Source organism: Limnospira platensis NIES-39, from assembly GCF_026000695.1.
GTDB lineage: Bacteria > Cyanobacteriota > Cyanobacteriia > Cyanobacteriales > Microcoleaceae > Limnospira > Limnospira platensis.
The window spans coordinates 457,057-481,614 of the sequence record NZ_AP026945.1 but is presented as its reverse complement, the minus strand read 5'-3'; the positions used below and the strand labels follow the sequence as shown (position 1 = coordinate 481,614).

Genomic DNA, 24,558 nt, shown 5'->3' with positions numbered 1-24,558 from the left:
TCATCAAATATCAACCAGTGCGTCGGTCTGTCTTTCCTGCTCAACCATACTCTCAACCCTCACCCCCAACTCCTTTCCCATACCGGGACAGGGGAGTTCAAAAATTGCTCAATTATTTCTCCCACCAGAAAAAAGGAGAGTAGTTCATGAATCCTTATTTATGATATCATAGCCAGAAAGTTTTTATTATCCATAAAGAAACAGTCTCTAGTATGAACCTATGCGTCAATGTCTCAACCCCGACTGTCTCCAGCCTAACCTTGATACTTCCCAATTTTGCCAAAAGTGCGGTAACAAGTTACTCCTGCGAGAAAGGTATGCGCCCCAGTCAATTTTAGGACAAGGCGGTTTTGGTCGGACATTTCTGGCTATTGACGAAGATAAACCCTCAAAACCCTATTGTGTAATTAAGCAATTCCTCCCCCAAGCTCAAGGAACAGACAGTACCGAAAAGGCTTCTCAATTATTTGCACAAGAAGCACAACGTTTAGAACAACTGGGCAAACATCCCCAAATTCCCGAATTAATGGCTTATTTCACCACAGATAATCGTCAATATTTGGTTCAGGAGTTTGTCGAAGGGGAAACCCTAAAATCTGAGTTAGATCAAAACGGTTTTTTTTCACCAACCCAGGTGAGAGGATTATTAATAGGACTGTTGAAAATCTTAAAGTTTGTTCATGGTCAGCAGGTAATTCACAGAGATATTAAACCAGAGAATATCATTCGCCGCCGTAGTGATAATAAGTTATTTTTAGTAGATTTTGGGGCAGCTAAGGTCGTCCAACAACAGCAGCGCACAGCTACTGGAACAATTATCGGTTCGGCGGAATATTGCGCCCCGGAGCAGTCTATGGGGAAAGCTGTATTTATGAGTGATTTATATAGTTTAGGGGTAACTTGTCTGCATTTATTAACAGGAGTTAGCCCCTTTGATTTATATGACCCGATGAATGGAAAATGGGTGTGGCGAGATTCATTGAATGGGAATGTTGTCAGTGATGAATTGGGTAATATTTTGGATAAGTTAGCAAATCCTATACCAAAACACCGTTATCAGTCTGTGGAAGAGGTGATGAATGTTGTTAGTCCGCCTCTTCCTCCTAAGCCTGTAGGGGAAGGGGGGGAATTAAAGTCCGCCGTGGGGATGGACTACAGAAGGTTGCGTGACTTACTCGCTGGGGGGAAGTGGAAAGAAGCAGACGAGGAAACAAGGCGCGTTATCTTAGTTGTGGGTAAGCGGGAAGACAAAGGTTGGTTAGATAGTACAACTACTGAGAAATTTCCCTGTAAAGACCTCCGCACTATTGACCAATTATGGCTCAAATATAGCCATGGGCGCTTTGGTTTTTCTGTGCAGCAACGCATCTATAAAAGTTTGGGGGGAACCAAAGAGTGTAACTCAACAATTTGGGAATCTTTTGGAGAAAGGGTAGGATGGAAAAAATCCCAAAATTGGTTGGGTTGGAAAGATATTATTTTTGATATTACTGCACCAGAAGGACACCTTCCTTTGGGTGTTGTTGGTTCATGGAGTATTGGAAATGTGGGTGGTGGATGGGTAGGACATCTTTTATCTCGTGTGGATGGTTGTCAACTCTCTGTTCCACAAGTTATAAATACTGTCCGTCCTGTTTTTCCCCCTAACAATTCTTGTCTACAAAAAACTCTCATGGGGCATTCTAACTCGGTTTATTCCGTAGCATTCAGCCCGGATAATCAAACCCTGGCTAGTGGGAGTTCTGACAAGACTATCAAACTTTGGGATGTGACGACAGGTAAGCTACGCGAGACGCTGACTGGACATTCTGACTGGGTTAGTTCTGTGGCATTCAGCCGGGATGGTCAAACCCTATGTAGTGGGAGTGGGGACAATACTATCAAACTTTGGGATGTGACGACAGGTAAGCTACGCGAGACGCTGACTGGACATCCTGACTGGGTTAGGTCTGTGGCATTCAGTCGGGATGGTCACACTCTGGCTAGTGGGAGTTTTGACAAGACTATCAAACTGTGGGATGTGAGGACAGGTAAGGTTCGCCACACTCTGACTGGGCATTCTGACAGGGTTTATTCTGTGGCATTCAGCCGGGATGGTCAAACTCTGGCTAGTGGGAGTTCTGACAAGACTATTAAACTGTGGGAGGTGAAGACAGGTAAGCTACGCGAGACGCTGACTGGACATTCTGACTGGGTTAGGTCTGTAGCATTCAGCCGGGATGGTAAAACCCTGGCTAGTGCCAGTTTTGACAAGACTGTCAAACTTTGGGATGTGAGAACAGGCCAGCTCCGACACACGCTAACTGGACATTATGGCTGGGTTTGGTCTGTAGCATTCAGCCGGGATGGTCAAACTCTGGCTAGTGGGAGTCTTGACAACACTATCAAACTTTGGGATGTGAGGACAGGTAAGCTGCGACACACGCTGACTGGACATTCTGACCCGGTTAATTCTGTGGCATTTAGCCAAGATGGTCAAACGCTGGCTAGTGGCAGTGGTGACAACACTATCAAACTTTGGTGGTCATTGTGATATGACTAACTCCAATGGGTAGCATGGAAGGGGGATATATTTGTTGATCAAACCCATTCCTAATCAAACCCATGGAGTTTATGAATCTCCCGTTAAGATCCTATAGTGGCGGTAACGGGATGAGTTATCAAAAGGCGAGGGGTTGTTCTATCCAATATTGAAGACTCTGCATTTTCATTTGGGATTTAATTAAGACCCCAGGTTGGCTTTGGATGGGCAGGACAGTTACAATGTCTGTGTCAGCGCAATATTTCAGGTCGTCGTAGGATTCCAGACGTACTAGACGTTGACCATGGCTGGCGGTATTCATGAGTTTATATAGTTGATTTTGCCACTGGTAATAAAGGGCTACAGCACCAAAAACTTCATCATTGCCCCCTAGGTGATCTATGGGATAACCCATTTCTGAACACAAGCTATGAATAATGGCCCCGGCACAGGCTGTGTCTTCTAGGGAAAAGCTACCTTCCCAACCTGATGCGACTATCCAGATGGTTTCTGGTTTGGTGGTCATTAGATATTCTACGACGGTTCGGCGATTGACTAAAGCTGATGTGATGACTACGGGGGCATTCTGAACTGTCTGGAGGGCGCGGGTCCCGTTAGTGGTGGTCATAAAGAGTCGTTTACCTTCAACTACTTCTGGGGTACAGTTGAGGGGAGAATTACCTAGGTCGCAACCTGGGACTTTTTGCCCGCCCCTTTCTCCAACTCGTAGGCGTTTGTCGGCGGGCCATTTTTCGCTAACTTCCATGAGTTCATCGATATCGCTGAAGACTTGCACTGCTTCGGCACCGGCGTTGAGGGCTGTGGCTATGGTGGTGGTGGCCCGGAGTACATCAACGACGATCGCACAATCGGGAATGCTGTCTGTAGGAGTTAATTCGGGGGTATGGTAAACAAAAATTTTCACGACAGTTATATGTATTAAATTAATACTGACAGTTTATATATTTCCACATCTTTGCTGCAATTTTCCAAGATAAGGACTATGAAATCAATTGCGATCGCTCTCATTTCGACTCTGCTTAGTTTCTCAGGGCCAGTTATGGCGATCGAACCTAGGTCTATATGTCCAGCGGTACTTGAAGCTGAAATTAATGCGATCGCCCTTGACCCCAAATTTTCTCGTTCCCGCTGGGGAATTCTGATTGAGTCCCTAGACTCTGGCCAAGTCTTATATAGTCTGGACTCGGAGCGTTTTTTTCTCCCCGCCTCGACTATTAAACTGTTAACTACTGTAGCGAGTATGGAAACACTAGGGCCGGATTTTCGCATCCGTACTTCTGTTTATAGTAGTGGCAATGGCAATGTTTATATTGTGGGAAGAGGCGACCCTACGATTACTAATACTGAATTGGAAAGTTTAGCCCAACAATTGCGCGATCGTGGCATTTCCCAAATTGATACGTTGGTGGCTAAGGACGGATATTTTCCGGGGATGACTGTCAACCCTAACTGGGAATGGGAAGATGTGCAAGCGGGTTATGGAGCCCCGGTTAATAGCCTGATTTTACATCAAAATTCCCTAGATTTGAAACTATGGCCGACTGAAAATGTGGGTCAACCTTTAAGAGTGACCTGGGTTAGACCTGAACAAGGTATCGGCTGGCAAGTTGATAATCAAACCCGGACTGTTAGCACTACAGAACCGGAATTTGTAGCGATTGGTCGCTCTTTTACGGAACCGATTATTCGGGTGTCTGGGCAGTTGCATATTGGGGCGGAACCAGAAAATGTTTTTGCGGCTGTTATTAATCCCGGTCAAAACTTTTTAGATGGGTTCAAAACTATACTATCACAACAGGAAATATCTGTCAATCGGGGGATACTGGCTAATTATTCTCAGGGTTCGGAACCGGAAGTTGCCTGGGTGGAATCACCGCCATTGTCGGAATTGGTGAGGACTTTAAATATGCAAAGTAATAATGTATTTGCTGAGGCAATTGTCAGGACTTTGGGAGTCCAAAGACGTAGTTCAGATGCGGCCAGTTCGGGATTAAATATGATAGCGGAAGTGCTAGATAATTTAGGGGTGAGTCGGTCAGGATATGTGCTGCGAGATGGTTCTGGTTTGTCTCGTCATAACCTGGCTACTCCGGAAGTTTTAGTGGAAACTTTGCGGGTAATGTGGAACTCTCCCCACTGGGAAATTTATCAAGATGCTATCCCGGTAGCGGGGGTCAGTGGCACTCTGGAAAGACGCTTTCAAGATACGCCTGCACAGGGTCGGGTTTGGGCAAAAACTGGCACTATGAGAGGTATGTCTTCTCTGGCGGGTTATGTAAAATCTGAGAGTTATTCGCCTTTGGCTTTTGCTATTATAGTGAATCAGTCGAATTTATCGACTCAGGAATTACGAGAGGCTATTGATAGGATAGTAGTGGTTTTAACTGGTTTACAATCATGTGATTAGTCCATCAAATTAGAGGTAAAGTTATGGGTAAAAGTCTGGGGGAACTTCAACAGGAATTCCACGGAATTCAGCAGAGATTAAAGGAGGCGATCGCTGAATATCATGCCGTCCGCCTTATCCGGTCAGCTTTTCAGGTAAAATTGATATTTCCTGAAGATAAATCAGCGGCAGCTATCAGCGAATTTCATCGCCAAGAACAACAAGCGATCGCTGACCTGCCAGTTAACTTACAGCATATTGACCAAGATATTAAAGTGGCTGTAATGAAGGTTAAAAATCTGCAAGCAACTCTGTCGGTGAAGCAATCTCAAATCTATCAAGCCCAAGCTCAAATTATCTGGGAAAAATTAATCAAGCAATCAGCTAAAATAAACGAATTATCAGATACCCTAGAGACAGAAATTAAAGCATTGATGGCGATTACAAATGAGTGGGAACCTAGTGACGAATACCTACTTCCTACACCTCCGGTATTGCTGAAGATTTCATCTAGGAGAGTTCCTTATATTTATCAGCATCAAAACTATGTAGAAATTGGTGAAAAATTGCTCGATATACAGCCCGATGAAAGCCCGTAAAACTTTGAGAATATGGGGCTCCCGATATGCTACAATATTATAGGTGCATAACTGTCTGTTCTAATCAATGGACAGCTATCGGTTGTCAGCCTGGCCATCCCCAATTAATTAGGACTGCCAATTTAAGCCTAAGTCATATCTATTTTAACGGTCAATTTTTCCCATGAATAGTAAACAGTATCTGCATCAAAAATTACTAGACCTCGACAACCGAGGCTATAAAGCCTATAAAGATATCTCCGGTGAATATCAATTTCCCGACTTTACTCTAATTATTGATTATGTCCAGGGCGATCCCTTTGCTTCCCCCAGTAAATTGCGGGTGCAAATTCCACCAGCGATCGCTAATTTTCCGCCGCAACTATACCAAAACCCGATCCGAGAAGTGGCGCTAAGAGACTATCTTACCCGACAGTTTGACCGGGCGGCTTATGAAATTAGCAGTCGTCGGGGTACAGGTAAAAGTGGTATGATTGCGATTACCAGGGTTGGTCAGGAAGTGCTGGCGCGGACTTCGGTCTACCTAGTCCAAGTCGCTAACCCGACCCCGAAAACGATAGGAGGGAACCCGGCGCTACAACGGGGGAAACCGATAGCCGCCACCTCGGAAAAAGGCATCGAAATTCGCTTTTTTGTAGGACTCCCAGCCAGGGGTCGCAATATTCTGGGTCGCCAAGCGGCGGCTATGTTATGTGAGGATATTCCGGCTATTGTTGATCGCGCTCTCAAATACGAAAACCTAGACGAAGCCGCCTGTCAGCGTCATGTGGAAACGGTGGAAGATACGGAAAGTCTGCGACAACAATTAGGCGATCGTTCCCTGGTGGCTTTTATTGCTAATGATGCCATTTTACCGCGCCAAAGTGGGGTGAATGACCGCCCATTATCGAGGGAAAATGCGATCGCTTTTCAGTCTCCCCCTTCCTTAGAAGTTGAACTAAACCGACCCAACGGGGGACCGATTAGGGGCTTGGGTATTCCTAGGGGAATTACGCTAATTGTAGGGGGTGGATATCATGGAAAATCGACTCTTCTTAAAGCTATTGAGAGGGGCGTTTATAACCATATTCCTGATGATGGCAGAGAATTTGTGGTGACGGACTCGGCTGCTGTGAAAGTGCGGGCGGAAGATGGTCGCAGTGTGGCGGGGGTGGATATTTCACCTTTTATTAATCAGCTTCCGCAAGGGCGATCGACTACTGATTTTTCGACGGAAAATGCTAGTGGTAGTACATCCCAAGCTGCTAATATTATGGAAGCCTTGGAAGCATTAATTTTGGGAGAAAAACCGACTCCTCCGGTGTTACTGGTAGATGAGGATACGGCGGCGACTAATTTTATGATTCGCGACCGCCGAATGCAGGCTTTAATTGCGAAGGAACAGGAACCGATTACGCCTTTTATTGATAAGGTTAAACAACTTTATGATGATTATGGGGTGTCTACTATTCTGGTGATGGGAGGAAGTGGCGATTATTTTGATGTGGCTGATAGGGTGATAGCTATGGATAATTTTCAGCCAGTGGAATTGACGGAAAAAGCTAAGGCGATCGCGGCTGAATATAGGACGGGTCGCACCTCAGAAGGCGGTCAAAAGTTTGGTAAGATTAAGCCACGGGTTCCCCTAGCCGAAAGTCTTGATCCTAGTCGTGGAAAGCGAGATGTGCGGGTGAAAGTGCGAGATGTGGATGAGGTAACTTTTGGGTCGGAGGATGTGGATTTATCGGCGGTGGAACAGTTGGTTTCTAAAGACCAATTAAGGGCGATCGCTGAGGCGATGGTCTACGCTAAAAACAGATATATTGATGGGGTAAAAACTCTCCCAGAAATTCTTGATGAGATTATGGCAGATATTCAGGAAAAGGGTTTGGATATCATCAGTCCTTTTCCCCAGGGAGATTTAGCTATGTTCCGACGTTTTGAATTGGCGGCAGCTATTAACCGCCTACGAAGTTTGGAGGTGAAATCAGACCAGTGAGCATGACATTAACTATGAAACCCGGTTTCTAGTTGATATCTTGGTGAAGATACAGAAACCCTCACAGAAACCGGGTTTATTTGTTTCTGAGGCGATATGGCATCCGCCACCCGGAAGCGATCGCATCTTTGGGGACTGGCGGAAACCTCACAGAGCGATCGACTTATACGGACAAAATCGGATAAATTAAGGAATTACGCTTAACTAATAGTTAATTGACTTCCTCGTGTCAGGAAACTACTGGAAAGATGACCTTGAAACGATTGTTGCTAACCCTTTTTATGGGTGGCTGTTCCCTGTTGCTAACCTTAAACCTTTCAACCACGGCGATCGCAGATCGTCACCTTACCGATAACCAACACTCCTTTGCTGAAGCCATGACCTGGACTGCCGAAAACTCAGACCCCAAAACCCTAGGATGGATGCAGGGAGCGCCACCGCCTGCCGATAAAATCATCAGGTTTGACGACAGCAGCTATGCCCAATTTCCCCAGTGGCGCTGGACTGTGTGCAATTTCCAACAGTTGATGCCCACCAAAGCCGTTAGCCGTAGACTGTCACAGGTAGCTCCCCTAGAACCTGCTGAAATAAGGGGAATTGACCAGGTTACCTTTATGCCGTTGGGTTCCACTGAGCCCATGACCTGGAAAGAATCCCTGGCCGCGAATTTCACTGACGGTATGCTGGTCATGCACCATGGCAAGGTCGTCTACGAAAGCTATGCTGGCTGCCTAGACCCAGCTAAACGTCATGGAGCCATGTCTATGACCAAGTCCTTTGTTGCCACCCTAGGGGAAATCTTAGTATCTGAAGGGCAACTCGACGAAAACAAGCTGGTGGGAGAATACATCCCGGAACTTACCCAGAGCGCCTTTGGCGATGCCACAGTCCGCCAGGTGATGGATATGACCACTGGGCTCGTGTACCGGGAAGACTATGCCGATCCTGATTCGGAAATCTGGCAACACGCGGCCGCTGGCAATCCCCTGCCAAAACCAGCCGACTATACTGGCCCGAGAACTTATTTTGAATTTTTGCAAACCGTCCAAAAGCAGGGCAACCATGGGGTCAGCTTTGGCTATAAAACCATCAACACGGATGTTTTGGGTTGGTTAATCAGCCGCGTCACCGGAAAACCCGTGACCGAAGTGCTGTCGGAGAAAGTTTGGGGCAAACTGGGCGCTGATCTCGATGCCTACATATCTGTTGATTCTATTGGCACTCCCTTCGCCGGGGGTGGCATGAGTCTCGGACTTCGAGATCTGGCTCGCTTTGGGCAAATGATGCTGAATAATGGCAAAGTCGGCGATGAACAGATTGTACCTACAGAAGCTATTGAGAGTATCCGCAAAGGGGGCGATCGCCGCGCTTTTGCTGATGGCGGTCACGCCTTACTCGACGGGTGGAGTTATCGCAGTATGTGGTGGATTACCCACAATGACCACGGCGCATTCATGGCCAGAGGGGTATATGGTCAGGCTATTTATGTTGACCCTACGGCGGATATGGTCATTGCTCGGTTTGCCTCTTTCCCGGTTGCCAGCAATGCCAAACTTGACCCGACTTCTCTACCGGCCTACGAAGCATTAGCAAATTACCTCATGCAGGTTGACCCAAGCTAGTCAACTACTAAATTGGGGCGAAGTCTCTCAATTGTAGGTTGGGTGAAACCCAACATTAATCAGAGACAGTGGTGTTGGGTTTCGTAACTCCACCCAACCTACTCAACTCCTCTCTCGGCTTGAGCCGCGTCATCAAGATGTGCATTTAGAACTCATTGATCTGAGTGACTTGTTAGCGGCGATCGCCGAGCAGATTCAACCGTTGCAGATTCAACCGTTAGCCGATCTCCAGCAACTTCAGTTCTCAACTCACATCGTCCCCAATCTTCAGATTCAAGGTAGTCCAGACCATCTGATTCGTCTGTTTCTGAATCTGTTGGACAATGCGGTGAAATATACTTCCGCTCAGGGCGAGGTCAATTTAACCGCAGTGGTTCAAGAACATTGTATTGAGATCAGGGTGGGTGATACCGGAATAGGTATCTCGCCAGAGCATTTGCCCCATCTATTTGAGCGCTTTTATCGAGTAGACAAGTCACGTTCTCGCACAATGGGGGGTACGGGGTTAGGACTGGCGATCGCCCAGGAAATTGTCCACCGCCACCAAGGGGCGATCGCAGTCCAGAGCCAACTTGGTCATGGCACAACCTTTACAGTCACCTTTCCCAACTAAAACCCTAGTCAGATGGGCTAAGGGAACTCCAACAAATAAAACCGCCAAAAACCCCACAGGCTCAAGCCTGGGGCTACACGGACAAAGCCTGTCCTGCGCGGGCTCAGGACAGGCCTGCGCGGAGTCAGAGTGTTTTGTTAGGTGCGATCGCATCGGATATGGATGATTTATTTGTGGGAATACCCTAAGACAAAAGAATCACGGCAGAGCGAAGCCCCAGACATGGCATCGTAAGAGCTTTCTTACCCTTTTCTTACGGTTCTCTTACGATTCAAGTACAATAAGTTTAGTTCACCGAAACAGGCTGAACCGGCTGGAACGGTTATTTGCTTTCAGGTGTTGCCCTCAAGCAACGCCGTCAGGAAGGAATGGCGTTTGATGTTCAACCCTAACCAACATAAAAAATGGAGGATGATCACAATGAAATTATGGAAAGCGGCATTGATAACGTTAAGTGGTTTGATCGCTGTCAGTGTGATATCCAATGCTCACGCGCAACAAGACAATTCTTTTACCGGAACAGTGGAGAGGGTGTGGGAAGATGGCTTTCGGTTGAATACAGGCGATCGCTCCGTCCGGGTTGATGCCTGGGAGCTTTGTGGGGACTCTACAGCAAGCCATATCAGTGTAGAGGATCAACTGACGGTCACAGGTGAATTTGAGTTGGGTGAATTTGATGCCTTTTCCATCACCCGTCCTGATGACACAGCGGTTTGCTCCCAGGAAAAGTGATGTGCGGTTGAAATGTGGCAGGTTGATTCGCCGATGGAGGGGAGCAATTTCCCAGAGGGGAATTAAACCAGCCGACTGGAGGAGCAATTGCCCTTCATCAGTCCGGAGAACATCGGCGAAAGCCTCCCCGATGGGGACGCGACGATTATCCCGGGGATAGATTAGTGTAATCGTTTAGGTGAGGGGATAGCGACCCGTTATCTGAAAAAATCGGAGACTTAATTGGGGCGATCGATAGTCAAATGGAACCTCATCATCAAGTTCATTCAACTGATTTTGCCGAACAGATTGATAAGAAAAACAGGGTTTCTGACTGACCGAATGTAGGGGTTTTGCCTGATCACCCTTTTCAGGCGATCGCATTGTTTCCCTACAAATACACCTTGACAGATCTAGAGAAAAAGCACCAAGCCCCTACTACAGGGAACGGACTACAGTTAATACAGTCTGCTCAAAATTGGCGGCAAGGGTACAAAGTCCTTTGACTTTTGTCCAATGCTGGGTAATGTGTGGCGCATGGGCTTGGTAATCTCGCTTGTTTTTCTTGATGCGCTTTCCCTTGGGTAGGTTTGCCAGTCTATTCTCTAGGTTGACATCGCACTCGCCCTTGGCTAGGAGGGTATGCCCTGGAGCGAGTACCGCTGCGGCTAACCAAGTGCCGGAGGACTGGGCAGGCAGGCAAAACAGTGTCCGATCGCCTGGTGTAGCTTGTCCTAACCAGCTTTGAATCACGCTCATTAGAGCAGCCACCGTATCGGCTACGGGAGGACAGGTCTCAGAGCAGGGGAGAGTTCCCCAGTTGTTCTGCTGCGCTAGTTCTGTCACCCCTGCTCCACAGTTGTCATATTGAAAAGTCGATACATCCACATCTACATGAATGATCAGCAAGTCAAAGCCACTCAAAGTGGGGTCAGTATCCAGTGAGCCATTATACCTCTGTTGCGCCGCGTGACACCATTTCAGCACACCGCCCCAACCGCCTCCCATTTGTGGTTGAGTCGCTTCCGGTTGCAGGAGCGTGATGATAAATGGATGGGGTAACACGGCTTTGAGGGCAGCTTGAATCACTTCAAAATCCGTTGGCCCTTCGGCTACTAGGGCAATTTTTAACGGATCAGACATTGGGTAGCGCTCCTAGATGCCCCATGACCCAGAGGCGTGATAGGGGATATTGCTGGTTCAGTTGAGTGAGTTCAGGGGTGAGTGTGAGGCGACGGATACAGGTTTGACCGTTGCTATTGCGCTCTACCACAAATAGGCGCACCTCAGAATCAAGTAAATTCAGACCATCAAGGGCGGCGGGATTATGGGCGGTAAACAGGAGTTGGCGATCGCTCTCATTATCCTGAAGCCAGCCCGAAAGACGGGAAATCAGCCGTGCCAGCAGCCGGGGATTCAGGGCTTGATCCAGATTGTCGATCGCCAGCAGTCGGGGAGCTTGGGGTAAGAGGCACAGCACCGCCGCCAAAATGACATAAAGTGAGCCTTCGCTGGCATCGTAGGCGGTGAGTTCATTGCGGCTTTGGTTCATAAAGCGATCGCTGAATTTCAGGAGGAGCTTAGTCCGAGGCACCTTGGGTGAGAGCAGATTCGTTCCATAGCTGGTGGTTTGGATATCAGCCACCCAGTCAATCAACTCTAGCACTTGCTCCAGAATCTCCTCACCCTCTTCCCCTCTACCCTCTAAATGTTGGCGCAGGGTGGCAAACCCTTCGGCGAGTAGTCCACCGCTCACACCCAGGGGGAGGCGCGATTGTTGGTCCGGGACAATGCCACGCAGAGTGGGAGTGTTAGGGCAGTAAATGGCAAATTCCTGGAGGCGCTGCATCAGTTGAGCCGCCGGATTCTTGGGGTCTATATCCACCAACTGCAAGGCAGCCAAACCAGCTTTGGGGTTGAGGTTTTTCTTGTTGCGAATTCCATCAGAAAGGATTTCCTCATAGCCGTCACTGAGGACTTCGGTTTTATACGACCAAGCGGGTTCCGGGGAATCCAGGGGGTTAAGCAAAGAAACGCGATACGCTTCGTTACCCGAGCCGGTGACCTCAATGGCAATATGGGCAGGAGTGCGATCGCTCGCAAAGGAGCTTTTATACAGCCTGGGTAAGCCCGCCCGCACCCCACGACGCAGCAGGCTTTCATCATCAACCACCCCATTGGCTGCGGCTCCTAAGACTCCCAGGGCTTCTAGGAGGTTACTTTTGCCCGATCCATTAGCACCGATGAAGCAATTCACTCTGCCGAGTTCTAGGGTGGCGGAGTAAATGGACTTGAAGCCTCGGATTTTCACCTCGCGGATCATCGTCATAGTATGTTATTCCATCCTCCCCAATGGGGCAGTAACCCCTACTTCACTGGTTAAAATAAAACTATTATGCCACGGGAGACGCCATGATGATTGGTGGTTAATTGAGTTTGAGGAAGTAGGAGCATTTTTCTGAATTTCAAGAGGAGGGTGTTCCCCAAAAACTATTAGTTACAACGTTTTATTTCTCATCTTTATGCTCAGGCGATCGCTTTTACTTGTGCCGAGAAACCCGGTTTCTAGGGAAATATTAGTAAAGATGCAGAATCCCTAAAAGAAACCCGGTTTCTGAGTCTCAGGCGATATGGTATCCGCAACTAGCAGCGATCGCTCCCCAGGCTGCTAATATTTAAGGCTATGTAGGGTGTGTTAACCTCTCCCACAAATGATGGGAATAACCCAAATCTGCCGTGACACATTAACATTGAGCGGTGTTAACATAGGAGCAAGCAAACTGAGTCAAATTATGTCATCACATACCATTACCCTATCTGAACACACTTACCAAGCTCTTTTAGCCGTTGCCGAAAAACAAGGTTTAACTCCTGAAAATTGGATTTTGTCTCAACTTGATCTGCCCCAGTCTGAAGCCGAACCTTTATCTGAAAAAATCGGCGATTTAATTGGGGCTATTGATAGTCAAGCTGAACCATTACATCAGTTTCAGTCAACTGATTTTGGCGAACAGATTGCCACAAAATTATCTAAACAAGGACTGCAACGACCATGATTTTAGTTGACACTGGTCCTCTCATTGCTCTGATTGACAAAGGTCAGGGAGAAGCCCATGTTAAATGCGGCGTTCAAACTTACAAAACACTGACGGGTTCTCTTTTAACAACCTGGCCTTGTTTTACGGAAGCGATGTACTTCTTATCAGAATTGCGAGGTTGGTCAGCACAGGCAATTTTATGGGAGTTTATCAATAGAAAAGCCTTGGATATTCATACAGCAAATGAAGCAGAATGTCAACGGATGAAAGTTTTGATGGAAAAATATCAAGATATCCCGATGGATTTAGCAGATGCTTCTCTGGTGGCTGTGGCAGAAAGTCAAAAAATTAAGCGAATCTTTACATTAGATAGTGATTTTTATGTTGATCGACTATATGATAAAGAGGCTTTTGAAGTTATCCCAAACTAAGAGACTCTGACAGAAGCTTTCTGAGTGTAGGTAATATATCCGCAAGGCGCGATCGCTCTTACTTATGCAGAGAAACCGGGTTTCTAGTCAAATCTTAGTCAAGATATAGAAACCCTGAAAGTAACCCGGTTTCTGAGTCTCAGGCGCGATCGCTCCCCCGGCTGCTAAAAAGAGGTACTAGAGTTTGAGTAACGCTCGAAATCCTGCTTATTGAAAATGAGCATCAGCGGTTAGTGCGTCCGTTATCCCTCGATTTTGCATTACAATAAATGACACACAATCTACTAACCCCCATTCTTGATCAGGGCGTTGTTTAAACAACCGAAAAGCCGCCAAATATAAGTCTTTAGTTAAAGGGATAATTTTAACATTCGCATCGCTTTCTAGGGATTCCAAGAGTTGAATGGCTGCCCTTCTATATTTTGATTTAGACAAGGCATTCCCAATTTCCAATAAAATAGCATCAGTCGTTACTAGCCCGGTTTGATGAGTTTCTAGTTGAGTGGCTAATTCAACGGCTTTACCATGATGTTGGTCTGTAATGGAAGATTAAGCAATGGCAAAAGAGGTATCTAAGAAGACTTCATTCATGGTCAGCCAGATACTGGTCAATATTCTCGGACCAATCTGGAGCGCCTTGTAACTTTAAGGACTGGGCTGTTTGTAGAAAGGTCTTGGGGGTGTATTTAGGGGGCGATAGGGTTTCTACGGTAATTTTCACTCTTGTTCCTACTTCTAGGTTTAAGGGCGACTCTAATTTCAAGGATTGACCATCAAATATGGCAGTGATTTCTTGACTGTTCATGGTTATATTGCCTGGAAAAGTAGGGTTGAGAGTTTCGGTTTACAGCGATTGTACCTCGGAAACCGATTTTTGGGCAAAATCTCTGTGGGGATGCAGAAACTCCGGTAGAAGCCTGGTTAGAGTAAGTGATATGGCATCTGTCACCCTGGGCGATCGCTCTCAACTTTGTAGGTTGGGTGAAACGCAGTGAAACCCAACAGCAGTTAAAGATGGTGGTGTTGGGGTTGGTTTCAGACCCCTAACTACTACTCTATGAGGATGTTTTGATGGCGGTGGATGAGTCGATTACTTAATGATGTGGCGATCGCTTTTACTTATGCAGAGAAACCTTCTAGCAAAATCTTGGTGAGGATGCAGAAACCCTGAAATAAACCCGGTTTCTGAGTCTATGCAGCGGCAAATATTCTCAGTCCTTAGCATTTGCAGATCCTTTCAGCCCGCTATAAGAGAATTGTTAGACATGACTTCATCGAATTGGCAGCTTACGAATACGCACAGAATCATCATTAATTGTCACCGCCGCACCTTCTGTCAGTTCTGTTTTCACATTCGGTAAAACATCTAGGAGTTTTTGTGTAACCAAATCGGGTTTTACAGAAGACAACCGTAATGTTATCAAACTGGGCAGTCCATAATTGCTGAGAGCTACCAGCATGGAAAAATCTAGGTCTTGGGTTAAAACAACCCTACCTTGTACTCTCGCAAGTTCCAAAATCTCCGCATCACCAGCAGTCGCAGGTAATAAATCTGTAGTGCGTAATCGTAGCCCTGTGCCTTTAAATCCGCAACTGTCAAAGGAGAAATATGAACGTCGGCAATTAAACGCAGAGGACTCATACTGAAGTAAAGCTAACAATCCGATCGGATACCGCCCAGGCTGCATAATTGAGAGCCTGACGAATGTCTTCTTCCTCCAACTCTGGATACGAGTCTAAAATTTGTTAAACCGATAACTGACTAGCGAGTAGCTTCAGGACAAATTCTACCGTAAGCAGCATTCCCCGGATTGTTGGTTGTCCAAGGCACACCGCTGGGTTGATGATAATACGATCTAGTTCGGCGATCGCCATAAGACTCCTTGAAGTATCCTGACTTTTCTCCATTATGACATAAGGGCGATCGCTCTGTACCCAGAAACCTTCTAGGGAAATCTTGGTAAAGATGCAGAATCCCTGAAATAAACCCGGTTTCTGCGTGCCATTCGCGTTTTTTTCACAAGTCATCCTCTGTGAGATTGGCGATTTTCATTAATGCCTTTAAAGTGCCAATTTTTAAGTCCTGATTACTATGAACCGGAATAGAGAGAATTTTTTGTTCTTGGGGATTCTCGTAAATCTAGTGGCTTCCGGTAATTCTCTGTAAAATCCAGCCTTTCTTCTCCACAATTTTGATTTTTTTTCGAGTAGGGGCGAAGCATGACCGCAGATATGCGATTAATTAAAAACAGTAATTTATTACGGTCATGCTTCGCGCTTCCACAATTTCGTCTGTTGCCTCTGTTTTCTTCAAGTTATTATTAGCAAGACTCAGCCACCCTTCAACGGCGTCTTGTAAATTATGCGTAACCTCTTCCCAGGTATCGCCTTCGGTAATGCAACCGGGAAGGGCTGGAACTTCTGCCCAATAACCCCCTTCTTCGGCTGGATGAATAATGGCTTTAATTTTCATAAACTTAGCTTAATAAATTCCTTAAGTTCAGTCTAGCAGGATTCAGGGATTGACATGATGTGCCAAAACTAGCATAATTGAAGCATGAGTGAATTACTAAAACCAGTTGAGTGGGTTGGCAGTTCTCTTGAGGATTTAAAGGAGTTCCCGGAGGAGGTTCGGCAAGGTGTTGGTTATGCGCTATATCTAGCTCAATGCGGTGAAAAGCACCCGTCTGCGAAACCACTCAAAGGCTTTAATGGGGCTGGGGTGCTTGAAGTTGTCGAAGATTTTGACGGAGACACTTATCGAGCGGTTTATACTTTCAAGTTAGCTGGTGTGGTCTATGTCCTACACGCTTTTCAGAAGAAGTCAAAAAAAGCAATTGCAACGCCTAAGCAGGATATTGAGCTAATCGAGGCAAGGCTTAAACGTGCCAAAGAACATTACGAGCGAAAATTACATCAATCAGTAGGAAAAATATGAATGAACCCATTAAAGTACAAGCAGGCAGTGGCAATGTCTTCGCAGATTTAGAGTTAGAAAATTCTGATGAATTACTGGTCAAGGCAGAACTTGCCCGGAGAATTAGTGGTATTATCGCCGACCAAAATATGACTCAAACTGAGGCGGCAGAAATGTTAGGAATTGACCAGCCTAAAGTGTCGGCATTAGTGAATGGGAAGCTATCGGGGTTTTCCACTACTCGGTTGTTTCGTTTTTTAAATGCGTTGGGTCGGGATGTGGAAATCGTAGTCAAACCGAAGTCTTTCAGACAAGCTGAAACACGAGTGGTGGCGTTGTAATGGAAGTAATAGAAGATTAAAGGCGATCGCTTTTACTTATGCAGAGAAACCTTCTAGCAAAATCTTGGTGAGGATGCAGAAACCCTGAAATAAACCCGGTTTCTGAGTCTATGCGATCGCCTTTTTCGTTCTTTGGCGAGGGAATTTAAGGAGGGCAGACATTCACACCAATGATATAATTAGGTAATATCCCGAAGTTTCATTATGCACGTTATCACACGCAAACGACGAAGATGAATTTGCAGCCAAGTACCCGGACACAGAAAGCGCATTGGCCCGTTGGTATCAACTGGTGAAATCAGGAAAATTTAATTCCTTTGTTGAACTTCGTAGCGAGTTTCCCAGTGCTGACCAAGTTGATAATCTCACAGTGTTTAATATTGGTGGGAACAAAGTCCGGTTAATAGCCGCAATTCACTATAATCGACAAAAACTTTATATTCGGGCAGTTTTGACCCATGCAGAGTATGATCAAGGAAAATGGAGAGAGTAAAAATGTTGAGCATTGATGAAACTCAAAAATTGTGGCAGCCCCTAGCAACTAAATTAGTCATTCCCCGCGATGAAGCTAGTTATCAATATTTGGTTGACTGGCTCGATCAATTAATTGATGAGGTGGGAGAAAATGAAGCCCATCCCTTGGCTTCACTGATGGATATTCTCGGTGTTTTAATTGAACAATATGAAACCGATCGGGTTCCTGAACTTCAAGACTGATGGTTTCATTTCTGGTAATCGATCGCGCTTACTTTTGCCGAGAAACCGGGTTTATAGTTAAATCTTGGTAAAAATGCAGAATCACTAAAAGAAACCCGGTTTCTGAGTCTCGGCTAAGTTGATTTGTGGCTGGGTTTCTTTGTTTATCCACCCAAATATCCTCCACTCCAACGGGTTTTTACACCGGGTTGGCGCGATAACGTAACAACTTCTCTGCCGCTTTCTGCTTGCTTTTTGCGGAGGTCTTCAAAAATGGCATTTAAATCGTAGTTGAAAGACTTGGCATATGCTTCGCGAATTTGGTGGATTTCTTCGACAATTTCATCTTTCCACATAGACTAATCTCCCATGAGTTCGTTTGGCGTACAGAGAACAGGCAAAACATAGCCATAATCGAGACTAATTTCGGCGAGTTTTCCTTGAATCTGGGCATTGGCGATATGCTTGCAGTTCCATGTTAACAAATAATCCATGCCGTGAACAGTGGCGGCAGCGATGTGGATCGCGTCTATCTTGGCTTTAGGGGGCAAATTGCTTTGGGCTAAAAATTGTGCTGCCAAACCTTCTACCGCTTGATTCAAAGCCAGCAAAGGAAAATCCCTTAAAATCTCTAATCGTTGGGCGGCGATCGCTGGATCTCCTTGTGCCACTTCGTCTAAAATGGCTTCTGATGTATAGAGAGTGAAAGCATTCCGGCGTAGTTCCCACCAGTCCCTTGTAATCTCCATGTTGGCAGCGATAATCAAGTTTTTGGTCGATCTAGCGGTGAGATACCCTAAAATACTGGTTTCGATGTAAACAGTTTCATTCATATAGATAAAAGTCAAGTCACTCTATTTTATGCTCAGGCGATCGGGTTGTGCCGAGAAACCGGGTTTTTAGGGAAATCTTCGTAAAGATGCAGAATCCCATCAGAGAAACCCGGTTTCTGTATTCCGCGTCGCTCCCCCGGCTGGTAAGATTTAAGCAGGAGATTTCAGCCTAGGAGAGTTACCCATGAGTTTAGTAATTTCCGATGACCTAGTAAAGGCGAGTGGCTTTTTATGAAAATGAGCTATTGTTGGAAATTGTGCTGATGTTGTTTCAGCAAGATCAAATCAGTTTGGGGAAAGCCAGTGAGTTATTGGGGCTACATCGGATGCAGTTTCAAAATCTCTGTTAGGATAGAGAATCCCTAAAAGAACCCAGGTTTCTGCTTTCCCCCACTTCAAATTGTCCAATCTTCTATTGCTAATCCTGTCACTTTGCTAAAGTCTCGATGATTACGGGTTAACAAAATCAGTTCCCGAGAAAGTGCGATCGCTGCAATTCTCGCATCCATCTGAGCCAGTTGAATCCGTTGGGAGTTCAACTGTTCTAAGGTTTGGGCTGCGATCGCATCAAAAGAGAGAAGGGGTAATCGCTGAAAATCAGCTACTAGCCTTACCATTATCTCATAGCCCTTAACCAATTCATTGGGATAACGAGCGCGGTTAATATAGGCATGACAGCCCAGCATTTGTTCCTGAATTGTGATAATTGAAATGGCAAAATCAGAGAGGGGATATTGAGCCATTCGTGCCATCAGATTGTGATAATCTGCCCCAGATTGACGTTGAAGAATGCTTAGGTGATCTGTATCTAATAAATATCTCATTCCATTTCTGGTGCGTTTAATACAGACTCATCGCCTCGGCGAATGGCTTCCCCTAATGCGAGGATCTCTTCAAAAGCTGGTTCATCCTTAAAAGAACCGCTAATTTGCTCTAACCAGTTGCTCGATTTCGGAGGGGCAATCTGTTGTTGAATTTGAGTAATGGCTGCTTCCACTGCTGCCATGCGTTCTTCTAGTGAAGTGTGGGTTGTCATGGATTTCAAAAAGTGGGTAGGGTTGCATTTCTATTGTATCGCAAGGCTTGAAGTGCAGAAAAACCTTCTGACCCTCTGTGACCATATAGAAATCCATCAGAGAAGGTTTCTGAGTCTAGCCGAGATGGCATCCGCAATTGGAGGGCGATCGCTCCCCCGGCTGCTAAGATTTAAGCAGGAGATTTCAGCTTAGGAGAGTTTACTATGAGTTTAGTGATTTCCGATGACCTAGTAAAGGCCAGTGGCTTTTCTGAAAATGAGCTATTGTTGGAAATTGTGCTGATGTTGTTTCAGCAAGATAAAATCAGTTTAGGCAAAGCCAGTGAGTTAGTGGGTCTGCATCGGATGCAGTTTCAAAAACTGATTTCTGAGCGTGGTATTTGCGTCCATTATGATAGTGATGAGTTTCAGGAAGACCTCAAAACCTTAGAGGAAACGGAGTGGCCATGATTGTTGTCAGCAACACTTCACCCATTTCCAATTTAGCAAAGGTCGAGCAACTTAGCCTAATGCCTCAGCTTTATGGTAGGATTTTAATTCCCTGTGCGGTGCATGAGGAATTATTGGATTCCAGGGCGGGGGAAACTGTGATTACAGCAGTGCGATCGGCAACTTGGCTGGATATTCAATCCGTACAAAATCAAAGGTTAGTTAATGATTTAAAAACCCGTGTCAATGTGGGAGAGGCTGAAGCCATTGCACTGGCGATCGAAATGAAAGCAGCCCGCTTAATTATTGATGAACGGTTGGGTAGACAAACTGCCAGAGAGTTTGGGGTAAAGATTACTGGAGTTTTAGGAATTCTTCTCTTAGCAAAGCGCCAAAAAATAATTACGCAAGTTCAGCCTATTATGGATAGTTTAATGCAACAAGCAAATTTCCGCATTAGTAGCCAACTGTATGCAGATGTTTTGATGGCTGCGGATGAGTTGGTCACTTAACAATGTGGTGATTCCTTTTACATCTGATAGAGAATCGTTAGCTACCAGTTCCGGGGCGGTGCGTAAGCGTGCCATCGGTGTGCCGGTGCGCTCATTGAACCGTTTGCCACAATTACGACACTTGTAGCGCTGTTGGCGTTGGCCGCTACGGATGGCGCTGCCGTTTTTCACGGTCTGTTCACTCTGGCAATGGGGACATTTCATCGATTATACCTCATGCATTGCCACCCTTCTAAACGATCACCTTCTAAGACACCAGTGCCGGCACTAAGGAAACAGCGATCGCACCTCTAGGATACAGTCTGGGAAGGCTAGGGGGGCGATCGCGCCACCGTTGAGAACTTGGCGATCGCGGTAATGTGTTGGACTCGGTTGGCGATCGCGTTCGAGTTGTCGTTCCTTGAGGTTGATAATCCAGTATTCGGCGATGCCTTCAGCGGCGTAGAGAGGGGCTTTGACGGTGCGATCAAATGCTAGAGTGGGGCGGGATATTTCGATGAGCCAGAAAATATCATCGGCGCTGGGATGGCGATCGATGTAGCGTTCCCAGGTTCCGGTGACAATGGCGATGTCGGGTTCGGGTTCCGACTGACTTAGGGTAATCGGTGCGGGGGGACGCACTAGGGCGCGATCGCCAAGCATCTGACTGAGGCGAGTGACGAGGGACCCCCAGCTATAGGTGTGATCGGCGGATTCAGGAGCCATTTCCAGGATTTCTCCGGCGAGTTCGACACGCCGTTGGGCGAGGATGCCGGTGTTGACGATTTGGTGGTAATCCTCGATCGACCACTGTAGGTGACGTTTTAGGGGGGTGGTTGGCATGGGCGATCGCGCTTTTTTTACAAGTCATTCTCTGTGAGATTGACTATTTTTATCAATGCTTTTAACGTGCCGATTTTTAAGTCCTGATTACGGTGGACAGGAATAGAGATGATTTTGGGTTCTTAGGGATTCTTGTAAATATAGTGACTTCCGGTAATTCGTTCTAAAATCTAGCCCTTCTTTTCCACAATTTTACAAAGTTGTTTTCCGGAAATGGACTTCATACAGCAATTTCGACGATTTTGTTGGTTGGCTCTATATTTTTCGAGCTATTATTTGCAACATTCAGCCAACCTTCAACAGCGTCTTTTAAGTTCTGCGTTACCTCTTCCAAGGTATCGCCTTCAGTAATGCAACCCGGCAAGGCTGGGACTTCGGCCCAATACCCCCCTTCTTCTGCGGGATGAATAATGGCGTTAATTTTCATACACTTAACTTCATCAGGAGTAGGGGTCGAGAGAGATGTCGCCATCTCCCCCTCCCATACAAAACCGTACATGAGACTTTCACCTCATACGGCTCCTAGTTTGACCGTCTCCTTGTTAAGAGTACAGCATCATCTCTTCATCAAGAGCTGTTTTATCGTCGTGACAATGGCGGTGTAATAATTGAAGATTCTTGTAGTCATCCTTTCCGCCTTGGCTTCTAGGTACAATGTGGTCTATTTCAATTAAGTCTGATGGGGTAAAGAATTGCCCACACCAGGTACATCTACCTTTTTGTTTTTTGAGTAGTTTTGCTACCCTAATTGGCGTGTCGATTGCTTGTCCTTTCCTGGTTGCCCAGTAAGTCCAATTTCCGTCGTATGGTGTTGCGTCGGGGCGTATTAGGGTATGTCTGACAATTGGAGTCCAGTTATGTTTGAATAGATGTAACCCATCTTTGGTTTGGAATAGCCAATTTTCGTGTCTTTCTTTCCCATTGCTAAGTTTAATTGTTCCATGTCTGAAATAATTACTTAGCTTTTCGTGATTTGCCTTTCCGCATCTTGATACTGTCCATGCCTTTAACATTTGCCAGATTGTTTTGTCTAGCTTATTGAAGGTCTCTGTTGAGACTACCGCTGAGTAATAATTTGACCATCCCCGAATAATTGGATTTAGTCTACTAATCAAGGCTGATTGAGGTGCTGTTCTATGTTGTTTAATCACACCTTTAATCACTTCTGTGTGGGCTTTAACTGCTTTGTTGCTGGGTTTTATGTGGGTTTTATGTCCGATTAATCGACTCTTAGGCCCCCCTGTTTTCCCAGATTTATACTTTCCTACGGGATATTGCCTGATATTGAATCCTAGAAAATCAAACCCAGGTTCCTCAATCTTGCCATTATACTCAATAGGATTGAGTGTGTGACATATTCGGGTTTTTTCAGGTCTAATCTCTAGTCCTACAGGTTTTAGCCATATAGAAATAGCAGTCATGCACTGTTCAATGATTCCTAGGTCTTTGGAGATGACCACAAAATCATCGGCATATCTTATAAGGTTTACCTGATTGGTGCTGCCTTTATTTGGATACATTTCTTTGACTAACCTTTCTATTCCATCCAGTGCGATGTTGGCTAGTAGTGGACTTATTACTCCTCCTTGGGGTGTCCCTGCTTCTGTATCCTCAAATACACCGTTATCTAGCACGCCAGCTTTGAGCCATTGTTTCAGGTCTCTCTTCAAGCTGCTTGGACAATGAATTTTGGACAATAGGTAATCATGGTTTATTCGGTCAAAGCATTTTGCTATATCAGCATCAAGAACATAGTATTGTCCTTGATTTATGGCAGTATATATTCTACTTATTGCATCTTGTGCTGACCGTCCGGGTCGGAACCCATAGCTTGTGCCTTCAAACCTCGATTCCCATTCAGGTTCGAGGGCCGACTTAACCAAAGCTTGCCTTGCTCTATCTTGGATTGTGGGTATGCCTAGTGGGCGTTTTTCATCCCTACCAGGTTTTGGAATCCACACCCTTCGCAGTGGTTTTGCTTTGAGGTTTCCCTTAATGTTTTTGACAATTTCTAACCTTTGTCTTGGAGAGATTGCTCTTACTCCATCAACCCCGGCTGTTTTCTTGCCTTGATTATCTTGGGTCACTCGCCGCACTGCTAAGAGCCGGGCATAATACGATTTCACCAATAGACGTTGCAACCTTCGTGCCTTTGCGTCTTGTCCCGATTTAGCTGCTTGAAATATACTCTTTTGGAGCTTGAAAACTTTCCGTTGAACCTTAGTCCATGGGATTGCCTTCCATGCGTTGTTCGTAGTCTTGATTGGTTTGGGTTTACCAAATCCTTTCTTTAAACTCGCTATCGCCATTTTGACTCTTATTAGACTCTATTCTTACAATCAAACCGTGACCTGTTAGCATATCCCTACCATTACAGCAGGGCGTTGGCTTCTGGTCACATCTCACATCCTCTAGGACTTGCGGTTACACTTATCCCTACTGATATCTCGACCAGATAATCAGAGTCCAGGAGGACTTAAAACGTTCCGTTTATATGGGCATTCCATCTTTAGATTTGTCCTCTCCACCGGGGTACTTTTAAAGGTCTGTGTAGGTAGTAAAAAAAAACCCCTACTTTTCCCCTTACTCTTTTGAGCGCAGCGTATCAACCTATTTCGCTACTTACTCTTTACGATGGTTCAAGCCAGACATTCGGTTTCCCTAATCATGGATGGTTGGCAGTGGTCTCGTTTCTGGTGTTAGGTTGCACCTCGGAGCCTTCCGTTCCCCGCTTCAATCCTGGGGTTGTGATTCCCAAAACTGGGGGTGGCTATCGCCGTTACCCTAATTTCCTAACTTTTACTTATCCATTTCTGGACATCCTATAAGGAATTTGTATGAGTTAGTTTGTTTTGACCTTGGGTTCCCTGCCTTGATTTGTATCGTAGGATACTAATCGTTGGGACATATAAACAGTTATGAGGATGGTCAGGAGTGCGCTCCTTATATTCAACCAAGGGGTTGAAGTCCCCACCAGGCGGTTATTTCGGGTATTGCAACCCTATTTCATGCCTGAACGTCTCGCACTTCTTAAGTTGAGTATAGCAGGATG

General features: G+C 45.8%; 34 protein-coding genes and 2 pseudogenes. 17 read left to right on the top strand and 19 right to left on the bottom strand.

Annotation, left to right across the window (positions count from 1 at the left end):
• Positions 1-220 precede the first annotated feature (220 nt).
• Entirely contained in the window at positions 221-2,533 is a 2,313-nt protein-coding gene (locus tag N39L_RS02445; protein ID WP_014274183.1) for a GUN4 domain-containing protein, read from the top strand.
• 127 nt (positions 2,534-2,660) lie between these two features.
• On the opposite strand, the gene N39L_RS02440 is transcribed toward N39L_RS02445, so the two are convergent.
• Positions 2,661-3,446, bottom strand: coding sequence for a 2-phosphosulfolactate phosphatase family protein (locus tag N39L_RS02440; RefSeq protein WP_014274182.1), 786 nt, complete (start codon positions 3,444-3,446; stop codon positions 2,661-2,663).
• 78 nt (positions 3,447-3,524) lie between these two features.
• Here N39L_RS02440 and dacB point away from each other — a divergent pair, with 78 nt between their 5' ends.
• The 6 genes from dacB (at position 3,525) to N39L_RS02410 (ending at position 10,472) form a co-directional block, all read left to right on the top strand.
• Entirely contained in the window at positions 3,525-4,949 is a 1,425-nt protein-coding gene (gene dacB, locus N39L_RS02435) for a D-alanyl-D-alanine carboxypeptidase/D-alanyl-D-alanine endopeptidase (protein WP_014274181.1), read from the top strand.
• Between the two features lie 23 nt (positions 4,950-4,972).
• Entirely contained in the window at positions 4,973-5,527 is a 555-nt protein-coding gene (locus N39L_RS02430) for a hypothetical protein (protein WP_014274180.1), read from the top strand.
• A 163-nt stretch (positions 5,528-5,690) separates the two neighbouring features.
• Positions 5,691-7,505 carry an ABC-ATPase domain-containing protein gene (locus N39L_RS02425; protein ID WP_006618664.1) on the top strand — a complete coding sequence of 605 codons (1,815 nt, stop codon included), beginning with the start codon at positions 5,691-5,693 and terminating at the stop codon, positions 7,503-7,505.
• A 248-nt stretch (positions 7,506-7,753) separates the two neighbouring features.
• Positions 7,754-9,127 carry a serine hydrolase domain-containing protein gene (locus N39L_RS02420; protein ID WP_006618663.1) on the top strand — a complete coding sequence of 458 codons (1,374 nt, stop codon included), beginning with the start codon at positions 7,754-7,756 and terminating at the stop codon, positions 9,125-9,127.
• Between the two features lie 139 nt (positions 9,128-9,266).
• Positions 9,267-9,740, top strand: coding sequence for a sensor histidine kinase (locus tag N39L_RS02415; protein WP_006618662.1), 474 nt, complete (start codon positions 9,267-9,269; stop codon positions 9,738-9,740).
• 420 nt (positions 9,741-10,160) lie between these two features.
• The gene (locus N39L_RS02410; RefSeq protein ID WP_014274177.1) at positions 10,161-10,472 is read left to right on the top strand and encodes a hypothetical protein; all 312 of its coding nucleotides are present in this window, start codon (positions 10,161-10,163) and stop codon (positions 10,470-10,472) included.
• Between the two features lie 174 nt (positions 10,473-10,646).
• On the opposite strand, the gene N39L_RS02405 is transcribed toward N39L_RS02410, so the two are convergent.
• Genes N39L_RS02405 through N39L_RS02395 form a run of 3 tightly spaced genes read right to left on the bottom strand, consistent with a single transcriptional unit; the run spans position 10,647 to position 12,780 of the window.
• Positions 10,647-10,835, bottom strand: coding sequence for a hypothetical protein (locus N39L_RS02405; protein ID WP_006618660.1), 189 nt, complete (start codon positions 10,833-10,835; stop codon positions 10,647-10,649).
• A 54-nt stretch (positions 10,836-10,889) separates the two neighbouring features.
• Positions 10,890-11,594 carry a hypothetical protein gene (locus tag N39L_RS02400; protein WP_006618659.1) on the bottom strand — a complete coding sequence of 235 codons (705 nt, stop codon included), beginning with the start codon at positions 11,592-11,594 and terminating at the stop codon, positions 10,890-10,892.
• The gene (locus N39L_RS02395) at positions 11,587-12,780 is read right to left on the bottom strand and encodes an AAA family ATPase (RefSeq protein ID WP_081471127.1); all 1,194 of its coding nucleotides are present in this window, start codon (positions 12,778-12,780) and stop codon (positions 11,587-11,589) included. Before N39L_RS02395 ends, N39L_RS02400 begins: the two co-directional genes overlap by 8 nt.
• A 463-nt stretch (positions 12,781-13,243) precedes the next feature.
• On the opposite strand from N39L_RS02395, the gene N39L_RS02390 reads away from it, so the two are divergent.
• Both N39L_RS02390 and N39L_RS02385 read left to right on the top strand, forming a co-directional pair.
• Positions 13,244-13,507, top strand: coding sequence for a hypothetical protein (locus N39L_RS02390; protein ID WP_006618657.1), 264 nt, complete (start codon positions 13,244-13,246; stop codon positions 13,505-13,507).
• The gene (locus tag N39L_RS02385; protein WP_006618656.1) at positions 13,504-13,920 is read left to right on the top strand and encodes a type II toxin-antitoxin system VapC family toxin; all 417 of its coding nucleotides are present in this window, start codon (positions 13,504-13,506) and stop codon (positions 13,918-13,920) included. Before N39L_RS02390 ends, N39L_RS02385 begins: the two co-directional genes overlap by 4 nt.
• 207 nt (positions 13,921-14,127) lie before the next feature.
• Here N39L_RS02385 and N39L_RS02380 read toward each other — a convergent pair whose 3' ends face one another.
• Complete coding sequence (locus tag N39L_RS02380) at positions 14,128-14,463, bottom strand: type II toxin-antitoxin system VapC family toxin (RefSeq protein ID WP_071941061.1); 336 nt, start codon at positions 14,461-14,463, stop codon at positions 14,128-14,130.
• A gap of 40 nt (positions 14,464-14,503) precedes the next feature.
• On the bottom strand, positions 14,504-14,725 hold the full coding sequence (locus N39L_RS02375; protein ID WP_006618654.1) for a hypothetical protein: 222 nt from the start codon (positions 14,723-14,725) through the stop codon (positions 14,504-14,506).
• Here N39L_RS02375 and N39L_RS02370 point away from each other — a divergent pair.
• Positions 14,724-14,915 (top strand): hypothetical protein, encoded by a 192-nt coding sequence (locus N39L_RS02370; protein ID WP_126277456.1) that lies wholly within the window; start codon positions 14,724-14,726, stop codon positions 14,913-14,915. The two genes, N39L_RS02375 and N39L_RS02370, sit on opposite strands and share 2 nt — an antisense overlap.
• Before the next feature lie 276 nt (positions 14,916-15,191).
• Here the strand turns inward: N39L_RS02370 and N39L_RS02365 are convergent, their stop codons facing one another.
• The 4 genes and pseudogenes from N39L_RS02365 to N39L_RS02350 form a co-directional block, all read right to left on the bottom strand.
• On the bottom strand, positions 15,192-15,608 hold the full coding sequence (locus tag N39L_RS02365) for a DUF5615 family PIN-like protein (RefSeq protein ID WP_006618653.1): 417 nt from the start codon (positions 15,606-15,608) through the stop codon (positions 15,192-15,194).
• Positions 15,559-15,948, bottom strand: a pseudogene (locus N39L_RS02360) (DUF433 domain-containing protein). Before N39L_RS02360 ends, N39L_RS02365 begins: the two are co-directional and overlap by 50 nt.
• Positions 15,938-16,024, bottom strand: coding sequence for a type II toxin-antitoxin system HicA family toxin (locus N39L_RS02355; protein WP_231852239.1), 87 nt, complete (start codon positions 16,022-16,024; stop codon positions 15,938-15,940). Before N39L_RS02355 ends, N39L_RS02360 begins: the two are co-directional and overlap by 11 nt.
• A gap of 138 nt (positions 16,025-16,162) precedes the next feature.
• Positions 16,163-16,393, bottom strand: coding sequence for a type II toxin-antitoxin system HicB family antitoxin (locus N39L_RS02350; protein ID WP_006618651.1), 231 nt, complete (start codon positions 16,391-16,393; stop codon positions 16,163-16,165).
• Between the two features lie 84 nt (positions 16,394-16,477).
• Between N39L_RS02350 and N39L_RS02345 the strand changes: the two genes are divergently transcribed.
• The 4 genes from N39L_RS02345 (at position 16,478) to N39L_RS02330 (ending at position 17,895) form a co-directional block, all read left to right on the top strand.
• Complete coding sequence (locus N39L_RS02345) at positions 16,478-16,858, top strand: type II toxin-antitoxin system RelE/ParE family toxin (RefSeq protein WP_006618650.1); 381 nt, start codon at positions 16,478-16,480, stop codon at positions 16,856-16,858.
• Positions 16,855-17,178: a helix-turn-helix domain-containing protein gene (locus N39L_RS02340; protein WP_006618649.1), complete on the top strand. Its 324-nt coding sequence runs from the start codon at positions 16,855-16,857 to the stop codon at positions 17,176-17,178. Before N39L_RS02345 ends, N39L_RS02340 begins: the two co-directional genes overlap by 4 nt.
• A gap of 292 nt (positions 17,179-17,470) precedes the next feature.
• Positions 17,471-17,671 carry a type II toxin-antitoxin system HigB family toxin gene (locus N39L_RS02335; protein WP_231852070.1) on the top strand — a complete coding sequence of 67 codons (201 nt, stop codon included), beginning with the start codon at positions 17,471-17,473 and terminating at the stop codon, positions 17,669-17,671.
• A gap of 2 nt (positions 17,672-17,673) precedes the next feature.
• Positions 17,674-17,895, top strand: coding sequence for a LolA-like protein (locus N39L_RS02330; protein WP_006618647.1), 222 nt, complete (start codon positions 17,674-17,676; stop codon positions 17,893-17,895).
• Between the two features lie 28 nt (positions 17,896-17,923).
• On the opposite strand, the gene N39L_RS02325 is transcribed toward N39L_RS02330, so the two are convergent.
• From N39L_RS02325 to N39L_RS02315, 3 genes are read right to left on the bottom strand one after another with little or no spacing between them, the layout of a single operon-like run.
• The gene (locus N39L_RS02325) at positions 17,924-18,046 is read right to left on the bottom strand and encodes a hypothetical protein (RefSeq protein ID WP_286131432.1); all 123 of its coding nucleotides are present in this window, start codon (positions 18,044-18,046) and stop codon (positions 17,924-17,926) included.
• Positions 18,039-18,230 carry a hypothetical protein gene (locus N39L_RS02320; RefSeq protein ID WP_006618646.1) on the bottom strand — a complete coding sequence of 64 codons (192 nt, stop codon included), beginning with the start codon at positions 18,228-18,230 and terminating at the stop codon, positions 18,039-18,041. Before N39L_RS02320 ends, N39L_RS02325 begins: the two co-directional genes overlap by 8 nt.
• Positions 18,231-18,233: 3 nt before the next feature.
• Positions 18,234-18,707 (bottom strand): type II toxin-antitoxin system VapC family toxin, encoded by a 474-nt coding sequence (locus N39L_RS02315; protein ID WP_006618645.1) that lies wholly within the window; start codon positions 18,705-18,707, stop codon positions 18,234-18,236.
• A 184-nt stretch (positions 18,708-18,891) separates the two neighbouring features.
• Between N39L_RS02315 and N39L_RS02310 the strand changes: the two are divergent.
• Positions 18,892-19,051, top strand: a pseudogene (locus N39L_RS02310) (UPF0175 family protein); the annotation flags it as partial.
• A 51-nt stretch (positions 19,052-19,102) separates the two neighbouring features.
• Here N39L_RS02310 and N39L_RS02305 read toward each other — a convergent pair.
• Positions 19,103-19,531, bottom strand: a complete 429-nt coding sequence (locus N39L_RS02305; RefSeq protein WP_006618643.1) for a type II toxin-antitoxin system VapC family toxin — start codon at positions 19,529-19,531, stop codon at positions 19,103-19,105.
• Entirely contained in the window at positions 19,528-19,743 is a 216-nt protein-coding gene (locus tag N39L_RS02300) for a hypothetical protein (RefSeq protein WP_006618642.1), read from the bottom strand. The genes N39L_RS02305 and N39L_RS02300 overlap by 4 nt, the downstream gene beginning before the upstream one ends.
• Before the next feature lie 204 nt (positions 19,744-19,947).
• On the opposite strand from N39L_RS02300, the gene N39L_RS02295 reads away from it, so the two are divergent.
• Both N39L_RS02295 and N39L_RS02290 read left to right on the top strand, forming a co-directional pair.
• The gene (locus tag N39L_RS02295) at positions 19,948-20,193 is read left to right on the top strand and encodes a UPF0175 family protein (protein WP_014274172.1); all 246 of its coding nucleotides are present in this window, start codon (positions 19,948-19,950) and stop codon (positions 20,191-20,193) included.
• Positions 20,190-20,684, top strand: a complete 495-nt coding sequence (locus N39L_RS02290; RefSeq protein ID WP_006618639.1) for a PIN domain-containing protein — start codon at positions 20,190-20,192, stop codon at positions 20,682-20,684. The genes N39L_RS02295 and N39L_RS02290 overlap by 4 nt, the downstream gene beginning before the upstream one ends.
• Here the strand turns inward: N39L_RS02290 and N39L_RS02285 are convergent.
• The 4 genes from N39L_RS02285 to ltrA all read right to left on the bottom strand — a co-directional run bounded on the left by N39L_RS02285 (position 20,604) and on the right by ltrA (position 23,815).
• The gene (locus N39L_RS02285; protein WP_071941059.1) at positions 20,604-20,888 is read right to left on the bottom strand and encodes an IS1/IS1595 family N-terminal zinc-binding domain-containing protein; all 285 of its coding nucleotides are present in this window, start codon (positions 20,886-20,888) and stop codon (positions 20,604-20,606) included. The two genes, N39L_RS02290 and N39L_RS02285, sit on opposite strands and share 81 nt — an antisense overlap.
• Positions 20,889-20,951: 63 nt before the next feature.
• Positions 20,952-21,506 carry a Uma2 family endonuclease gene (locus N39L_RS02280; RefSeq protein ID WP_014274170.1) on the bottom strand — a complete coding sequence of 185 codons (555 nt, stop codon included), beginning with the start codon at positions 21,504-21,506 and terminating at the stop codon, positions 20,952-20,954.
• Positions 21,507-21,726: 220 nt separating this feature from the next.
• The gene (locus tag N39L_RS02275; RefSeq protein ID WP_014274169.1) at positions 21,727-21,933 is read right to left on the bottom strand and encodes a type II toxin-antitoxin system HicB family antitoxin; all 207 of its coding nucleotides are present in this window, start codon (positions 21,931-21,933) and stop codon (positions 21,727-21,729) included.
• 115 nt (positions 21,934-22,048) lie between these two features.
• Positions 22,049-23,815 carry a group II intron reverse transcriptase/maturase gene (gene ltrA, locus N39L_RS02270; RefSeq protein ID WP_014274168.1) on the bottom strand — a complete coding sequence of 589 codons (1,767 nt, stop codon included), beginning with the start codon at positions 23,813-23,815 and terminating at the stop codon, positions 22,049-22,051.
• Between the last annotated feature and the right edge of the window lie 743 nt (positions 23,816-24,558).

Bases quoted from the DNA above. Each gene is read 5' to 3' on its own strand.
- N39L_RS02340 (WP_006618649.1), top strand. From the start codon at position 16,855: ATGAATGAACCCATTAAAGTACAAGCAGGCAGTGGCAATGTCTTCGCA.
- N39L_RS02330 (WP_006618647.1), top strand. From the start codon at position 17,674: ATGTTGAGCATTGATGAAACTCAAAAATTGTGGCAGCCCCTAGCAACT.
- N39L_RS02445 (WP_014274183.1), top strand. From the start codon at position 221: ATGCGTCAATGTCTCAACCCCGACTGTCTCCAGCCTAACCTTGATACT.
- N39L_RS02375 (WP_006618654.1), bottom strand. From the start codon at position 14,725: ATGAACAGTCAAGAAATCACTGCCATATTTGATGGTCAATCCTTGAAA.
- N39L_RS02425 (WP_006618664.1), top strand. From the start codon at position 5,691: ATGAATAGTAAACAGTATCTGCATCAAAAATTACTAGACCTCGACAAC.
- N39L_RS02410 (WP_014274177.1), top strand. From the start codon at position 10,161: ATGAAATTATGGAAAGCGGCATTGATAACGTTAAGTGGTTTGATCGCT.
- N39L_RS02345 (WP_006618650.1), top strand. From the start codon at position 16,478: ATGAGTGAATTACTAAAACCAGTTGAGTGGGTTGGCAGTTCTCTTGAG.
- N39L_RS02305 (WP_006618643.1), bottom strand. From the start codon at position 19,531: ATGAGATATTTATTAGATACAGATCACCTAAGCATTCTTCAACGTCAA.
- N39L_RS02290 (WP_006618639.1), top strand. From the start codon at position 20,190: ATGATTGTTGTCAGCAACACTTCACCCATTTCCAATTTAGCAAAGGTC.
- N39L_RS02395 (WP_081471127.1), bottom strand. From the start codon at position 12,780: ATGACGATGATCCGCGAGGTGAAAATCCGAGGCTTCAAGTCCATTTAC.
- N39L_RS02370 (WP_126277456.1), top strand. From the start codon at position 14,724: ATGGTTATATTGCCTGGAAAAGTAGGGTTGAGAGTTTCGGTTTACAGC.
- N39L_RS02315 (WP_006618645.1), bottom strand. From the start codon at position 18,707: ATGAATGAAACTGTTTACATCGAAACCAGTATTTTAGGGTATCTCACC.
- N39L_RS02285 (WP_071941059.1), bottom strand. From the start codon at position 20,888: ATGAAATGTCCCCATTGCCAGAGTGAACAGACCGTGAAAAACGGCAGC.
- N39L_RS02280 (WP_014274170.1), bottom strand. From the start codon at position 21,506: ATGCCAACCACCCCCCTAAAACGTCACCTACAGTGGTCGATCGAGGAT.
- ltrA (WP_014274168.1), bottom strand. From the start codon at position 23,815: ATGGCGATAGCGAGTTTAAAGAAAGGATTTGGTAAACCCAAACCAATC.
- dacB (WP_014274181.1), top strand. From the start codon at position 3,525: ATGAAATCAATTGCGATCGCTCTCATTTCGACTCTGCTTAGTTTCTCA.
- N39L_RS02400 (WP_006618659.1), bottom strand. From the start codon at position 11,594: ATGTCTGATCCGTTAAAAATTGCCCTAGTAGCCGAAGGGCCAACGGAT.
- N39L_RS02295 (WP_014274172.1), top strand. From the start codon at position 19,948: ATGAGTTTAGTGATTTCCGATGACCTAGTAAAGGCCAGTGGCTTTTCT.
- N39L_RS02320 (WP_006618646.1), bottom strand. From the start codon at position 18,230: ATGTGGAAAGATGAAATTGTCGAAGAAATCCACCAAATTCGCGAAGCA.
- N39L_RS02430 (WP_014274180.1), top strand. From the start codon at position 4,973: ATGGGTAAAAGTCTGGGGGAACTTCAACAGGAATTCCACGGAATTCAG.
- N39L_RS02385 (WP_006618656.1), top strand. From the start codon at position 13,504: ATGATTTTAGTTGACACTGGTCCTCTCATTGCTCTGATTGACAAAGGT.
- N39L_RS02420 (WP_006618663.1), top strand. From the start codon at position 7,754: ATGACCTTGAAACGATTGTTGCTAACCCTTTTTATGGGTGGCTGTTCC.
- N39L_RS02350 (WP_006618651.1), bottom strand. From the start codon at position 16,393: ATGAAAATTAAAGCCATTATTCATCCAGCCGAAGAAGGGGGTTATTGG.
- N39L_RS02390 (WP_006618657.1), top strand. From the start codon at position 13,244: ATGTCATCACATACCATTACCCTATCTGAACACACTTACCAAGCTCTT.
- N39L_RS02365 (WP_006618653.1), bottom strand. From the start codon at position 15,608: ATGCAGCCTGGGCGGTATCCGATCGGATTGTTAGCTTTACTTCAGTAT.
- N39L_RS02275 (WP_014274169.1), bottom strand. From the start codon at position 21,933: ATGAAAATTAACGCCATTATTCATCCCGCAGAAGAAGGGGGGTATTGG.
- N39L_RS02405 (WP_006618660.1), bottom strand. From the start codon at position 10,835: ATGCGATCGCCTGAAAAGGGTGATCAGGCAAAACCCCTACATTCGGTC.
- N39L_RS02300 (WP_006618642.1), bottom strand. From the start codon at position 19,743: ATGACAACCCACACTTCACTAGAAGAACGCATGGCAGCAGTGGAAGCA.